The 13,535-nt window shown below is 62.3% G+C and carries 11 protein-coding genes and 1 pseudogene; 7 read left to right on the top strand and 5 right to left on the bottom strand.

Annotated elements, in window-relative coordinates:
- Positions 1-160: 160 nt before the first annotated feature.
- The gene (locus tag L0U81_RS30955; RefSeq protein WP_233809561.1) at positions 161-1,264 is read right to left on the bottom strand and encodes a patatin-like phospholipase family protein; all 1,104 of its coding nucleotides are present in this window, start codon (positions 1,262-1,264) and stop codon (positions 161-163) included.
- Positions 1,265-1,404: 140 nt separating this feature from the next.
- On the opposite strand from L0U81_RS30955, the gene L0U81_RS30950 reads away from it, so the two are divergent.
- Complete coding sequence (locus L0U81_RS30950; protein WP_233810115.1) at positions 1,405-1,563, top strand: hypothetical protein; 159 nt, start codon at positions 1,405-1,407, stop codon at positions 1,561-1,563.
- 175 nt (positions 1,564-1,738) lie between these two features.
- Here L0U81_RS30950 and L0U81_RS30945 read toward each other — a convergent pair whose 3' ends face one another.
- The 4 genes and pseudogenes from L0U81_RS30945 to L0U81_RS30930 form a co-directional block, all read right to left on the bottom strand.
- Entirely contained in the window at positions 1,739-3,454 is a 1,716-nt protein-coding gene (locus tag L0U81_RS30945) for a methyl-accepting chemotaxis protein (RefSeq protein ID WP_233809559.1), read from the bottom strand.
- A 186-nt stretch (positions 3,455-3,640) separates the two neighbouring features.
- Positions 3,641-3,796 carry a hypothetical protein gene (locus tag L0U81_RS30940; protein WP_233809557.1) on the bottom strand — a complete coding sequence of 52 codons (156 nt, stop codon included), beginning with the start codon at positions 3,794-3,796 and terminating at the stop codon, positions 3,641-3,643.
- Between the two features lie 421 nt (positions 3,797-4,217).
- Positions 4,218-4,511, bottom strand: a pseudogene (locus L0U81_RS30935) (IS66 family transposase); the annotation flags it as partial.
- On the bottom strand, positions 4,466-4,801 hold the full coding sequence (locus tag L0U81_RS30930; protein ID WP_233809555.1) for a type II toxin-antitoxin system RelE/ParE family toxin: 336 nt from the start codon (positions 4,799-4,801) through the stop codon (positions 4,466-4,468). The pseudogene L0U81_RS30935 and the gene L0U81_RS30930, both read right to left, overlap by 46 nt.
- 449 nt (positions 4,802-5,250) lie before the next feature.
- Between L0U81_RS30930 and L0U81_RS30925 the strand changes: the two genes are divergently transcribed.
- The 6 genes from L0U81_RS30925 to biuH all read left to right on the top strand — a co-directional run bounded on the left by L0U81_RS30925 (position 5,251) and on the right by biuH (position 13,533).
- Entirely contained in the window at positions 5,251-6,807 is a 1,557-nt protein-coding gene (locus L0U81_RS30925) for a trypsin-like peptidase domain-containing protein (RefSeq protein WP_233809553.1), read from the top strand.
- Between the two features lie 878 nt (positions 6,808-7,685).
- Positions 7,686-9,515 carry an allophanate hydrolase gene (gene atzF / locus L0U81_RS30920; RefSeq protein WP_233810085.1) on the top strand — a complete coding sequence of 610 codons (1,830 nt, stop codon included), beginning with the start codon at positions 7,686-7,688 and terminating at the stop codon, positions 9,513-9,515.
- 51 nt (positions 9,516-9,566) lie between these two features.
- A complete protein-coding gene (locus L0U81_RS30915; RefSeq protein WP_233809551.1) occupies positions 9,567-10,664 on the top strand; it encodes a BMP family ABC transporter substrate-binding protein in 1,098 nt (365 codons plus the stop codon).
- 30 nt (positions 10,665-10,694) lie between these two features.
- Positions 10,695-11,849, top strand: a complete 1,155-nt coding sequence (locus L0U81_RS30910) for an ABC transporter permease (RefSeq protein WP_233809549.1) — start codon at positions 10,695-10,697, stop codon at positions 11,847-11,849.
- On the top strand, positions 11,842-12,768 hold the full coding sequence (locus L0U81_RS30905) for an ABC transporter permease (protein WP_233809547.1): 927 nt from the start codon (positions 11,842-11,844) through the stop codon (positions 12,766-12,768). The genes L0U81_RS30910 and L0U81_RS30905 overlap by 8 nt, the downstream gene beginning before the upstream one ends.
- 72 nt (positions 12,769-12,840) lie before the next feature.
- Entirely contained in the window at positions 12,841-13,533 is a 693-nt protein-coding gene (gene biuH, locus L0U81_RS30900) for a biuret amidohydrolase (RefSeq protein WP_233809545.1), read from the top strand.
- Positions 13,534-13,535: the final 2 nt, after the last annotated feature.

The following is a 13,535-nucleotide window of genomic DNA, read 5'->3' as shown; positions in this document are numbered from 1 at the left end:
GCTCCACGGCACATCACGCGGCAGCGGCCAATAATCAGCGCGGCTGCGGTCAAGCGCTGCCCCATTTGATGTGCCGGTCGCGCCTACTGTTGGTGCAGCGCACCCCATGCGGGCGCGTGCTGATTCGACCGGCCTCTCGCTTCCCGTACCCCGGCTTCTCTCACTGCGCGCCAAGCCGGCGCACTGTCCGCATTGCCGAGGACGTCCCTTTCAGGCGGGCATTGACGAGTTCGTCGAGATTGAATGTCGAGTGCTTGCCGACCTGGGGAAGGCAGTCACGCACCCACGAATCTGCCGCGTGGCGCCCGGTGTCCCGCAAGGCACGGAAAAATTCAATTGAAGGGGTGCCCTTCGAAGCCGCACCAATCTGGCTCATGAATCTGTCGGATCGGATCGCGTGAAAACGCTTGCGTGTATAGGGCTTGCCACGATGAAGCAAGCCCGGGTTTTCGTCGCTGAGCGCATTGATCAATTCGATCTGACGCACCTCCGATACCCACGATGCGCCAAAGCTCAACTCATTGATGCGATTGACGATCTGCCGGGGAAATTGCGGCGGATCCTGCTCGCGAAACAATGGATCAATGAGCACGCTGAGGATATCGCTCGTCGAATCGACGAGCGGGTCAAGCGCGGGATTCGCCATGTAGCCCCCGTCCCAGTAGAACTCGTCGTCGATTTCAACCGCCTCGAAAATCGTCGGCAGACAGGTCGACGCAGTCAGAACTCGCGCGTCGATTTCCTCGGGCTTGAAGATCCGCAGCGCGGTGAGGTTGACGTTTGTCGCTGCGACATAGAGTTCCGGTGCGCCGTGTTCGTGCCGCTTGATCACGGAGAAGTCGGGGATGACCTGCTCCACGATGGACGTGAGAGGATTTTTCAGCCACGGCGTCGCGTATGGCGAGCTGATCTGCTGCAACATGCCTTGTCCAATTACGAACGGATTCAGGTCCACATTCCAGCGAAACGGCGCCCCCAGGAAATCCGTGGGGAAGTTGTAGAACGGGTGCCAGTAAGAGCAGCCGCCGACGAGTGTCCAAAGTTGCTCCAGCGCTTTCCTTGCGTCGTCGACACTTCTGTCCAGCCCATATGCACACGCGGCGCCATTCAACGCGCCGCCGCTCGTGCCGCTGATGGACGTGATGACGAGCCTGTCCTGCTCGACTTCGTCGAGCAGGCGATCGAGCACGCCCCAGGTAAACGCTGCATGCGCGCCGCCACCCTGAAGCGCGAGCCCAATCTGCGGTGCATTGTGCTTTGGCATCATCTTTCCCTGTATCGGTCGATGGTGAGGGAACGGACTGCGCTGAACTTCTAAGGATAGGAAATTTCAGGAGACGGCGAATCGACCAGAACCCTGCTGTGTGCTCTGGCGCACAAAGATATAAGCGAGCGATCGGCGACTTGCTCGCACTTGAGGTGAAGCTCTCGGCGCGGATGCCTTATCGGCGGATCGTTGCAATGATGCGCGAGCATCAAGGACGATGGTGTTATGGCAAGACGCCGATGCGTACCTTCCTCGATTCACTGGAACTCGCCAGGGAGAAACTCATCCCCCATTGATCGCTTTTTTCTATCGGCTCGACTACCTGTCAGATTGAGTTTCGGCTAATACAGACAAGCTGGCACAGAACCACCAGCCTGGCGCCGAATCACGAACTGGCGTTGCTGTTTGACACGGCGACGTTTGTTAATGATCTCAGGCGGTAAATTGTCTTATCCGCAGTCGCTGGTCACATCAGAACGTCGCCCACGTTTCGGCAGCCGCGGCCTTCGACGCGACGATGGCGGCGCCGGTCGTGGCGCCGGACGATCGCGCGGCTGTTTTCGCTATCGTGTGGGTACTGGCCGACTTCCGCGCGGGCATGCGCGGCCTGCTCTCCTGAGCGACCATTCGCGACACGGAAGCATCCGTGTCGTCGACCTTGAACACGGAGACGGCACCGCGTAGTTCGACGGCCTGCACTTCGAGCGAGCGGGCCGCCGCGGCCGATTCTTCGACCAAAGCGGCGTTTTGCTGGGTCACCCGATCCATCTGGCTGATGGCGGAATGGACCTGCTCGATGCCTGCGGTTTGCTGCTCGGATGCAGCCGATATTTCCGCCACGACGGACGACACGTTTTTGACCGCCTGCTTGATCTGCTCAACGGTAGCGACGACCTCGCCAGCCTGCCGCGAGCCGTCCTGAATCATCCCTACCGACGTTTCGATCAACTCCTTGATTTCCTTGGCCGCTGCCGACGAGCGCTGCGCGAGTGTGCGCACTTCGCTCGCGACCACGGCGAACCCTCGACCCTGCTCCCCGGCACGCGCTGCTTCTACTGCCGCGTTCAACGCGAGAATGTTGGTCTGAAACGCGATGCCTTCGATGAGTCCGGTGATTTCCGAGATCTTGGTCGCACTGTCGTTGACCCGGCCTATCGTCTCGACCATCCCCTGCATCGCCGCGTGGCCCGTGTCGGCGATATTGCTGGCGTCTATCGCGAGCAGATTGGCCTGATGGGCGTTGTCGGTATTCTGCTTCACCGTTTCGGTCAACTGCGTCATGCTCGCAGCGGTCTGCTCGAGAGAGGCGGCTTGCTCTTCCGTTCTGCCGGCCAGCGCAGTATTTTCCGACGAAATTTGCTCCGCTGCCGCGCCGATCGCCTCGATGCTGTTTCTCACGTCACCGATCATTCGCACGAGACTCCCGTTCATCGTCTGCAACGCGCGCATCAGTTGACCCATTTCGTCGTTTGTCTTCACCTCGATGCGCGACGTCAGGTCACCTCGCGCGACGCGGTTGGCCGAGTCGACGGCCTCTCGCGCCGGCCTGGCGACCGAGCGGGTAATCAACCATCCTCCGGCGACAGCAAGCGCGATCGCCGCCGCGGCCAGTGCTGCGATCATCAGCTCTGCGGTACGCGCGGCGGATGCGGCTTCCTCGCCGCTTTGCGTCATCAGGTCGGACTGAAATTTCACCAGCTCATCCAGCGCGTTGAAATAGGCATCCTGCTCCGTGCGCAGTTCGCCGAACATTGAGTCACGCGCTTCGTCCTTGCGACCCTGTCCAATCAGGTCAACGACTTTCGCGCGTGCAGCGACAAACCCGGCTTGCTTCCCTTTCAGGTCGTCAAAGAGCTGCCGTCCCCGTTCAGAATGGATGAGGGCGCTGAGCTTTTCTGCCAGCGCCGTATTACTGCTGCGCGACTCTGCGATTTTTTCCAGGTACGTCCTGGCCTCGTCAGCGCTACCGGTGAGCAGTGCATTGCGTAGGTTTCGCGCGGCAAGATTCGCATGGTCCTTTATTTCGTGAGCGAACTCCGACTTCACATACGTCTCTTGTACCAGTTGCTCGATACGCTGTTTCGAGGCGCTCAATTGAATCATCGCGACCGCGGAGACTCCGATTAACAGAAGGATTACCAAGCCGAATGCGACGGCAAGACGGGAACCAATTTTCAGGTTTTTCATATTTTTTTTGTAAGTGGACTTGCCTCGGCGAAACCCGACACGCGGTTATGCAGGAGCACTCCTTTTCGAACAGTCTGATCCAGTTTTGTGTATGCCGTGTAGGGCGGCCTGAGTGTTGAATGCGGGGGTCCGTGTTCCTCGCCGATCCCGCTTTGCATGCCGTCCGAACGCGAATTGCAACGGCCGCTATTCGTGCTCGACGAGGAACACTGAGATTGCGCCGCGTAGTTTCCGGGCTTGCTCGCGCAGAATACCCAACGCCGAGGCAACGCCCTTCACGTGTTCCACATTGCCTCCAAGGGCCGTGGCCACCGGCGCGATACGCGAGCAGGAACGACTCATGCCGGCCCCTCGTACGACTTGGGTCGTGATTGTTGTGCGGATGGAATGCCTGCCGCGTTTCGGCCGCCATCGAGCCGATGTGGCGCAACCAGCTTCGCCACTTAGGCATTGCGCGGAACAATCAATAGGATGCCCGCAAGCGCCAACCAGACAGAGCGTGCCAGAGCGCCGCCTCGTAGTGCGAATGCAGACCGTCGTTGCTCTCAGGTGGATGTGGCCGGGCTGTTTCCGCGACTACGTTGCAATTGCGAGATCAGTTTTACCCTAGACAGGCTATTAATCTTACAAATAAGACATTGACCTAGCAAGCTTTTTGTTGCAGCGCATCGATTGCTTCGAGTGAGCCCTCTAATTCAAAATCTAAGCTCAGCCCAGTTTTGCAACGTAAGCGGCCGGCGAACCCGCCTTGACGAACGGTGAGCTAGGCGGCAGATGTAAGAGGCCGCCGGTCATGTGGCAGCAATGCGGCGATGTCGCTCGCCCTATGAGTGGGGAAGCGCGTCAGGATGTCTTTCAGATATGCGCGAGGTTCGTGGCCGTCGAGTTGCGCTGAGCGGATGATTCTCATGATTGCAGCCGCACGTTGGCCAGCGCGCAACGATCCGGCGAATAACCAGTTGGCCCTGCCGATTGCCCATAAGCGGATCTGATTTTCTACCCGGTTGTTGTCTATGGGAACGTGTCCGTCATCGAGATAGCGCGTAAAACGCCAACGATAGAAACGACTTCGCTCTCCGGTCGGTACGCGATGATGTCCCACTTGCGGAAATGCGTAATCCGCAGTTCAGGTAACAGATCATCGCGAGCAACATCGCAGGCTGCGAACGTCCGCAACTTCACGCAATAGTCGAAGATTGTGTCGGCGTATCGTTCGCCGGCCTGTGCAATACGTTGTTCGAATGCCTGGAGGTGCGCCAGCGCTTCCGGAGCAAACGGGATGCGCCAATTCATTAACGTGTTGGCGCCGCCGGATCCGCAGACGCCAAACTGACAGAAGAAGATCATGCGTTCTGCGTGATCGCGAGCAAGTCGTGACCAATAAGCATCTGGCATCAGAGTACCGATACTCCGGCAAGGGCCACACGCCAGGATTTGTACTCGCTGCAATTTGCTCGCCGCTTCCCTATAAATAAATGAGGGGAGGCGATGGGTTCATTGCATCAGGCCACATCGGAAGAAATGCGTGCTAGCAAGCCGTTGACGTCCCCGATTGTCCGTAGCGGGCAACCATGTTGGTGAACCTCATGTCGTCTTCGATCCTTCGAATAGCAATTAGCGGATCGATCGCATCCATACGCGCTAGCGCATGGAATGCTCTACGCTATATTTGTGCCGGCCGCGGTTTCGCTTTAGTTCACGCCCATCGGTGCGCTGTCGTCACAGACGTCGGTTGTCACGTGCTCGAAATAAGTCCTTCACAGTTCCAGGCAAAGCGATCGCCATGGAGGTGCGCTATGTTTCATCCAACCTTATCTCGCACCTGGTTTTACGCCGCCGTGACATCGGCATGTCTGACCGGTTATCCCTGCGCGCACGCCACCGCGATCTCCGGGTCGGCCAAGGACACTCCCGCTGCCACGTCAGCGTCTGCCACTGCGCCAGCGAAAGAAAAGCGCGTCGAGGCCGACAGCGCGAGCGCACCGATCGACTTTCCGGCGATTGTCGAGCGCTATGGACCGGCTGTCGTGAACATCCGCGCGACGGCTCAGGAGACGGCGCCGGCGGGTGCGGCGCCCTCGCCTGCTTCGGGGCCCGAGTCCGAAGCTATCAATGGTGACGATCCCATCCTTGCGATCTTCAAGCGATCCGCGCAATCGCAAGACGGCGCGGGTGGTTCGCCGCGCGCGATGTCCGGCGTCGGCTCGGGTTTCATCGTGAGCCCGAATGGTCTCATTCTGACGACGGCGCATGTCGTCGATCAGTCCGATGACGTCACCGTCCGACTGACCGACCGGCGCGAATTCAAGGGAAAGGTAGTGGCCGTCGATGCGCAAAACGATGTCGCTATCATCCAGATCGACGCGACGAAACTGCCAACCGTCAAGCTCGGCGATTCGGCGCATGTGCGCGTCGGCGAGCAGGTGCTGACGATCGGTTCGCCTGACAGTTATCAGAATACCGTCACGGCAGGCATCGTCAGCGCGACCTCGCGCACGCTCTCCGATGGCAGCACGTTTCCGTTCTTCCAGACAGACGTGTCGCTGAACCCCGACAACTCGGGCGGCCCCGTGTTCAACCGCGCGGGAGAAGTCATCGGCATCGACGTGCAGGTATACGGCGATGGCGACCGTGCCCAGAGCCTGACGTTCGCCATCCCGATCAATACGGCGAACCAGGTGCGCTCGCGGCTGCAAACTCAGCAAGGCGAGGACGTGAACGCGCGCAGCAATCTTGGCATCCAGGTGCAGGACGTCGATCCGAGTCTGGCGGGTGCGTTCGGTCTGCCACGCGCGGCCGGTGCGCTGGTGATTGCCGTCGAACCCGGCAGCCCGGCGGCAGCGAGCAACCTGAAGCCCGGCGACGTGATCGTGCAACTTGCCGACAAGCCGATCGAAAAGTCGGCGGATTTCGTCGCGCAGGACGCGGCAATGCAGGGCGGAACGAAAGTCCCGGTCATGCTGATCCGCAATCACAAGCAGATGACGTTGACGGTGCACCTCGGCTCATCCGCTCAACCCGCGAGTGCGGTCGAGGTAGCAGGCGCGGGCGCGGCAGCAGGCGCGGGCGCGGGCAATGCCGGCCCGCTCGATCATCTCGGGCTGACGATGCATCCGCTGACGGACGACGAGCGGCGCACCACGGACCTCGCCGAAGGCCTGATGGTCGAAGGCGCGTGGGGCGCGGCGGCCAACGCCGGCATCAAACCAGGCGATGTCGTGCTGTCGCTCAACGGCGCGCTGGTCGAGTCGCAGGATGAACTGGCATCGCTCGCGGCAAAGGCTGGCAAGAAAGCGGCATTGCTGATCCAGCGCGATCACGCGCGCCGCTTCGTCACCGTCGATCTCAAATGAAGGGAAAGTGCCTGGTTCAGAGCGGGCAATCGCTACGCGCCGCCCGCTCCTTCTTTTTTGCTATCGACCGGAAGAGTCCGTCTCAGCCGCTTCTGAGGCAACCACGAAAGTTCTGCCCGGCCAAACCGGGGTGAATGTACTTTGCGTGCGAAATCGGATCGGGGACCACACTTTGAGCCGATTCGGCTCCACTAATCGCACCAGAACCCAGTCAAAGACCTGCACCGCAGGCCGGTGCGCGGATATCCTGGCGCAAAAACGCGCCGTTCCGCAAACGTCTCAAACGGTCGTGGCATGCGACCGGGCACCGGACCGGTTCAGGTTTTCCGGGAAAACGCGATGCCTGATATCGCCATTACGATAAGTTTTCTTATCTTAATGCATTGTTCTATGAGCAAAACTCACGCTCATGAAATCGCGTTCGACCCCCGCACCCTCGTTGCCCGCCCGCACTATCCCTGCAGGTCGACGGCAGGCAGACCGGCTTTCATCGGGAAACGGACGAACCGATCATCTCGTTCGCCGCGCCGCCAGGATATGAGACGTATCGCTGCCGGGGCTGGTACGGTGTGATTTGCCCGAAACTCGCGTTAGGTCGCGCCATACCTCGGAAGGGTCCGCTGCCTGGGATAGCGCGTTGCGAAGCACTCCGCGGCTCTTGAAGGCTCTTTGCAAGATCCTGCACGATGTGCGGGAGGCGTGCACCAGCGCGGGCACATTTGCGACCCATCAGGGATCAAAGCTGGATTAAGACGCAACCCCTAGCCGGCGTTCACGCCACTCGAAAGGCCTTGCCCGGCAAGGATCTCCGGCAACAACTCGACCACTGGCACAGTTGCTGCTCACTTGAGTTCCAACTTGTATCCAAGATTGAACTCATGTCTCAGGATGCCCGCTTCCGAGTCCGCGCTCTGCTCGACTCCTATGCAAGCAACAGCACGACACCACGCCAGGTTGTCGAGACGTTGATCGCCCGGACTGAGGCCTCCAGTCGTCCGGAAGTCTGGTTATCGCGCGTGAGTGCGGCAGATCTAGCCAGCCGCGCTGCCGCGCTCGAAGCAGCGCACGCGCAACTGGGGGCTGCCGTCTTCGAGCGGATGCCGCTTTTCGGCGTACCGTTCGCAGTGAAGGACAATATTGATGTCGCCGGCATGCCGACCACCGCGGCCTGCGACGCCTTCGCATACACACCCCGCACCTCGGCGTTCGTAGTCAATCGACTGCTCGATGCGGGCGCCATCCTGATCGGCAAGACGAATCTCGACCAGTTCGCGACAGGCCTGGTTGGCACGCGGTCACCATATGGCGCCGTGCGCCAGATCGAATCCGATCTGCACATTTCTGGCGGATCGAGTTCGGGTTCGGCGGTCGCGGTCGCGGCCGGGCTCGTCGCGTTTGCACTCGGCACGGATACGGCAGGCTCCGGACGTGTTCCTGCCGGCTTCAACGAACTCGTTGGTTTGAAGCCAACGCCAGGCCTCGTGAGCAATCGTGGCGTGGTACCGGCGTGCCGAAGCCTCGATTGCGTATCGATCTTCGCGCACGATGTTGGTGACGCCTGGGAAGTCCTATTGCAGATGGCGAAGTACGACGGGGAGGATGGCTATGCGCGCCGCGTGCCGTCACTCGGGGTTACCCATACGGTGCCGCGTCTCGCTGTGCCAGAGCCGTTGACCTTCTTCGGGGATGCGCACGCGCAACAGGCGTTCGCCTCCACGCTCGACACGATCGCAACGCGCCTGACGATGACGCCGGTGCGCGTGCCGTTCGAACCCATGCAGCGAACCGCGGCTCTCCTGTACGACGGCCCCTGGGTGGCTGAACGGCGGGCAGCGCTCGGGGCCTTCTTCGAAACCCATCGCGCCGATATCGATCCGGTTGTCGCGGAGGTCATTGCGAAGGCGGACAGCTACAGTGCCGCCGATGCGTTCAAAGGCCAGTACGCCCTCGTCGCACTGCGCCGCGAGGTCGAAGCGCTGTTCGAGGCAATCGATGTACTGATCGTACCGACCACCCCCACGCATCCGACTTTCGACGAAGTGCGCGCGGACCCGATCCGCACCAACAGCCAGCTTGGTGTCTACACCAACTTCGTGAATCTGCTTGATCTGTGCGCGCTGGCCGTGCCAGGCGTGCGCCGGGCCGATGGCCTGCCGGCAGGGGTAACGCTGATCGCACCGGCGGGCGCCGACCAGCGGCTCGCCGTACTCGGCGCGCAAATCCAGGCGCTCTTCATGGCGCACGCCGCGGCCGACGACGCCGCCATCGCCGACAGACCACTGCCGTTCGAGGAGCCAACTGTGACGCTCGCCGTCGTCGGTGCGCATCTGCGAGGGCAGCCCCTTTGCTGGCAACTGCTCGAAGCGGGTGCGCGTTTCGTCGAAACCACCACCACATCCGCGCAGTACCGCCTTTATGCGCTCGCCGGCACGTCACCGGCCAAGCCGGCGCTGGTGCGCACGCCACACGAGGCCGGCCAGCCCATCGAGATTGAGTTGTGGGAAGTGCCGCTGCGCAGCTTTGGCGCTTTTGTTGCCCGGGTGCCCGCACCGCTCGGCATCGGCAGCGTGCAGACAGCCGATGGACTCGTGGTCAAAGGCTTTATCTGCGAGCCCTCGGCGGTCGGCCCGGGCAGCGGCGCGCGTGACATTACCGGGTTCGGCGGCTGGCGCGCATGGCTCGCCGCCGAGGCCGAAGCACAAGCCTGAACCGCTATGCAACCTTGAATTTAACGAATCGAATTCACGAGGAGTCCAACCATGACCAAGCGTCGCGATTTTCTCAAGGGGGCAGGCGCCCTCGCCCTGGGCAGCGCTTTCCCGTTCGGCCTCGCCTTCGGCGCAGAACGACTTACGGTCGGTGTTATCTACGTCGGCTCGCGCGGCGACTACGGCTACAACCAGGCCCAGGCGCAGGCGGCTGCCGTCATCAAGAAGCTGCCGAACGTGAAGGTCGTCGAGGAAGAGAACGTCCCCGAGACCGTCGCCGCGCAAAAGACGATGGAAGCAATGATCGAGCAGGACGGCGCGACGCTCATCTTCGCGACCTCGTTTGGCTACTTCGATCCGCATGTGCTGAAGATGGCCGCGAAATATCCGAAGGTCCACTTCGCGCACTGCGGCGGCCTCTGGAAGAGCGGCAATCCTGCCAACATCTCGAGCTACTTTGGGTACATCGACGAATGCCAGTACCTGAACGGTGTCGCGGCGGGCCATGCGAGCAAAACGAAGAAGCTCGGCTTCGTCGCGGCCAAGCCGATTCCGCAGGTGCTGCGCAACATCAACTCGTTCACGCTGGGCGCGCAGTCGGTCGATCCGTCGATCACTACGCACGTGATTTTCACAGGCGACTGGTCCATGCCGGTGAAGGAAGCGGAAGCCGCGAACAGTCTCGTCGATCAGGGTTGCGACGTGCTCACGTGCCACGTGGATGGTCCGAAAGTCGTGATCGAGACGGCGGAAAAGCGCGGCGCGATGAGCTGCGGTTACCACGCAAGCCAGGCGGCGCTGGCGCCGAAGGGCTATCTGACCGGCGCCGAATGGGACTGGGCAACGCCCTACAAGCTCCTCGTCACCAATGCGCAGACGACCAAGCCGCAACCGAACATTCTGCGTGGCGGCCTGCGCGAAGGCTTCGTGAAGATGTCGCCGTATGGCGCGAAGGTGACGCCGGATGCCCGCACCAACGCCGACGCCGTGAAGGCGAAGATGGTCGCGGGCGACTACGTAATCTTCAAGGGGCCGATGAAGGACAACAAGGGCGGCAGCGCCATTGCGTCCGGCACGAGTTACGCGCAGACCGATATCGCGCTCGAAAGCATGAATTACCTGGTTGCCGGTGTGGTCGGCCAGATCTGAGGGTCGTTTGCGTCCTCGCGAGGAGTCGTGATGTCCGCTTCCCTTTCTCCCGCTCAAGGGCAGTCGCGAAGATTGCCCGCAGGCCTCGCGCGCCTGCTGCTTGCCGTGTTGCCCGCCTTGCCGACGCTCTGCGCGGTCGCAGCCACGCTGGTCCTCTTCGGCGCGTTCCTGCTCGTCCAGGGACAGCCGGCCGTCGAAGCCCTTGGCCTCATTAGCCAGGGCGCTTTCGGCTCGTCGTTCGCGTGGCAGAACACCTTGCTGCGCGCCGCGCCGCTCATGCTCACGGCACTGTGCGTCGCGCTGCCCGCTCAGGTCGGTCTGATCGTGATTGGCGGCGAAGGCGCACTTGCGCTGGGTGGCCTTGCCGCGGCTGTCGCGCCTCAGTGCCTGCCGCACGCCACGCCCTGGTTCATTGCCACGCCTCTGATGGCAATAGCCGGCATGCTCGCCGGAGGACTGTGGATCACTGCAGTGGGCGCGATGCGGCAATGGCGTGGCGTGAACGAGACCATCAGCAGCCTGCTGATGTCGTACATCGCCATCGCCGTTTTCAAGTTTCTTGTCGAAGGACCGCTGCGCGATCCCGCAAGCCTCAACAAGCCGTCGACGCTACCCGTTCCCGACGCCATGACCATCGGTGCGCTGCCGGGTCTCGACGTCCACTGGGGGCTCTTCTGGGGCGTGCTCGCGTGTCTCGCCGCGTGGGTGCTCGTACGCCATAGCACGCTCGGCTTTGCCATGCGGGTGACGGGCGGCAACGTGCGTGCGGCGCGCCTCGTCGGCCTGCCGGTGGGCAAACTTGCGCTCGCCGCCTGCGCGCTGGGCGGAGCATCGGCGGGACTCGCCGGGATGTTCGAAGTGGCGGCTGTACAGGGCAGCGCGAATGCATCGCTGCTCTCGGGCTACGGCTACGCGGGCATCCTGGTCGCGTTCGCGGCGCGGCAGAATCCGTTCGCCGTGATCGTGTGCGCGCTGATGGTGGGCGGCATCGAGGCGAGCGGCAGCCTGCTGCAACGACGCCTCGACCTGCCCGACGCCGCCACGCTCGTGCTGCAGGGCCTGCTTTTCGCGAACCTTCTGGCCTGGGAGGCACTGGCTCCTCGCCTCGCCGCCTGGCGCGTGAGGCTGCAGACCGCCGCGCTCGACGCCTCTTCTGTTTCGCTGGAGCGTACTCACCATGTCTGACCTTCATTCGCCCGTGGCCGTGCTGCTGCTTTCGCTCTTCGCGGGAGCCATCCGCGTGAGTACGCCCTACCTGTTCGTGAGCCTCGGCGAATGCCTCACCGAAAAGGGCGGCCGCGTGAATCTCGGCCTCGAGGGGATTCTCGTCTCCGGTGCCATGTGCGGATACGCAGGCTCGTATCTGTTCGGGTCGCCGTGGCTTGGCGTGCTCACGGCGGCAGCGGCCGGTCTTGTGCTCGGGTGCCTGCATGGACTCGTCTGCTCGCTGCCGCGTGTCTCCGATATCGCGTTCGGCATCGCACTCATGCTGTTTGGCACCGGCCTTGCGTTTTATCTCGGCAAGCCGTTCATCGAACCGCAGGCGCCCATGCTTCCGTCGATCGATCTCGGCGCGTGGGCCGCCTCGCCGCAGGTGCACAACGCGCTGCACATCAACCTGCTCTTCGTGATTGGCGTCGTGCTTGCCGTCGCCCTGCAGTGGGGTCTGCGCTCGATGCGCTGGGGCATGACGCTGCGGCTCGTGGGCGAGAACGCCGAGAGCGCCCGGGCGATGGGCTATCCCGTCACGCGCGTGCGCGTCATCGCGACGGCGGTGGGCGGCCTCTTCGCGGGAGTGGGCGGCGCCTATCTCTCGCTTGTCTATCCCGGAAGCTGGAACGAAGGACTCTCGAGCGGCCAGGGTCTCATGGCCGTCGCGCTCGTGATCTTCGCACGATGGCAGCCGCTGCGCTGTCTCTGGGCCGCTCTGCTGTTCGGCGCCGCCGGGGCACTCGGCCCAGCCCTGCAGGCGATCGGCGTGACCAGCGGCTACTACCTCTTCAACGCCGCCCCATACGTGCTGACGCTCTCCCTCATGATCGTCAACTGCCGCCCCGATCGAACGCTGGCGGGCGCACCTGGCGAGCTGAGCCTGACGCGGTGAGTGCAAGCGCCATCTGACCGATCGACCTCGGCATCGCCCGATACTCACACAGCGCGCCTACGGAGAATCAACATGACCCGCTACATCGAAGCCCGTCCCTATCCCTGGCCTTACGACGGCAACCTGCGCCCGGACAACACGGCGCTCGTCATCATTGACATGCAGACCGACTTCTGCGGCTACGGCGGCTATGTCGACAAGATGGGCTACGACCTCTCGCTCACCCGCGCACCGATCGAGCCGATCAAGCGGGTCCTCGCACCGATGCGTGAACTCGGCTTCACGATCATCCACACGCGCGAAGGGCATCGCCCGGATCTGTCCGACCTGCCCGCGAACAAGCGCTGGCGCAGCCGCCAGGCGGGCACGAACGGCGTGGGTATCGGTGACGTCGGACCGTGCGGACGCATTCTCGTGCGCGGCGAGCCGGGCTGGGAAATCATCGACGAACTCGCGCCGCTGCCCGGCGAGATCATCATCGACAAGCCCGGCAAGGGCTCATTCTGCGCGACGGACCTCGAACTGATCCTGCGCACGCGCGGCATTGCCAATCTCGTGCTCACGGGCATCACGACCGATGTCTGCGTTCACACGACGATGCGCGAAGCGAATGACCGTGGCTTCGAATGCACCTTACTGGCGGATTGCTGCGGCGCGACCGACAAGGGCAACCACGACGCCGCGCTCAACATGGTCCTGATGCAGGGCGGCGTGTTCGGTACGGTATCGAATTCGGCGGCGCTCATCGCCGCGCTGGAGCAATGACC

Source organism: Paraburkholderia sp. HP33-1 (genome assembly GCF_021390595.1).
In the GTDB taxonomy this organism is placed as follows: Bacteria; Pseudomonadota; Gammaproteobacteria; order Burkholderiales; family Burkholderiaceae; genus Paraburkholderia.
Note: the sequence above shows the minus strand (reverse complement) of the source record. Positions and strands in the feature narration are given on the sequence as shown.

Excerpts from the sequence above, each read along its gene's own strand:
- L0U81_RS30945 (WP_233809559.1), bottom strand. The coding sequence starts at position 3,454 with ATGAAAAACCTGAAAATTGGTTCCCGTCTTGCCGTCGCATTCGGCTTG.
- atzF (WP_233810085.1), top strand. The coding sequence starts at position 7,686 with ATGTCTCAGGATGCCCGCTTCCGAGTCCGCGCTCTGCTCGACTCCTAT.
- L0U81_RS30905 (WP_233809547.1), top strand. The coding sequence starts at position 11,842 with ATGTCTGACCTTCATTCGCCCGTGGCCGTGCTGCTGCTTTCGCTCTTC.
- L0U81_RS30955 (WP_233809561.1), bottom strand. The coding sequence starts at position 1,264 with ATGCCAAAGCACAATGCACCGCAGATTGGGCTCGCGCTTCAGGGTGGC.
- L0U81_RS30940 (WP_233809557.1), bottom strand. The coding sequence starts at position 3,796 with ATGAGTCGTTCCTGCTCGCGTATCGCGCCGGTGGCCACGGCCCTTGGA.
- L0U81_RS30925 (WP_233809553.1), top strand. The coding sequence starts at position 5,251 with ATGTTTCATCCAACCTTATCTCGCACCTGGTTTTACGCCGCCGTGACA.
- biuH (WP_233809545.1), top strand. The coding sequence starts at position 12,841 with ATGACCCGCTACATCGAAGCCCGTCCCTATCCCTGGCCTTACGACGGC.
- L0U81_RS30910 (WP_233809549.1), top strand. The coding sequence starts at position 10,695 with ATGTCCGCTTCCCTTTCTCCCGCTCAAGGGCAGTCGCGAAGATTGCCC.
- L0U81_RS30915 (WP_233809551.1), top strand. The coding sequence starts at position 9,567 with ATGACCAAGCGTCGCGATTTTCTCAAGGGGGCAGGCGCCCTCGCCCTG.
- L0U81_RS30930 (WP_233809555.1), bottom strand. The coding sequence starts at position 4,801 with ATGATCTTCTTCTGTCAGTTTGGCGTCTGCGGATCCGGCGGCGCCAAC.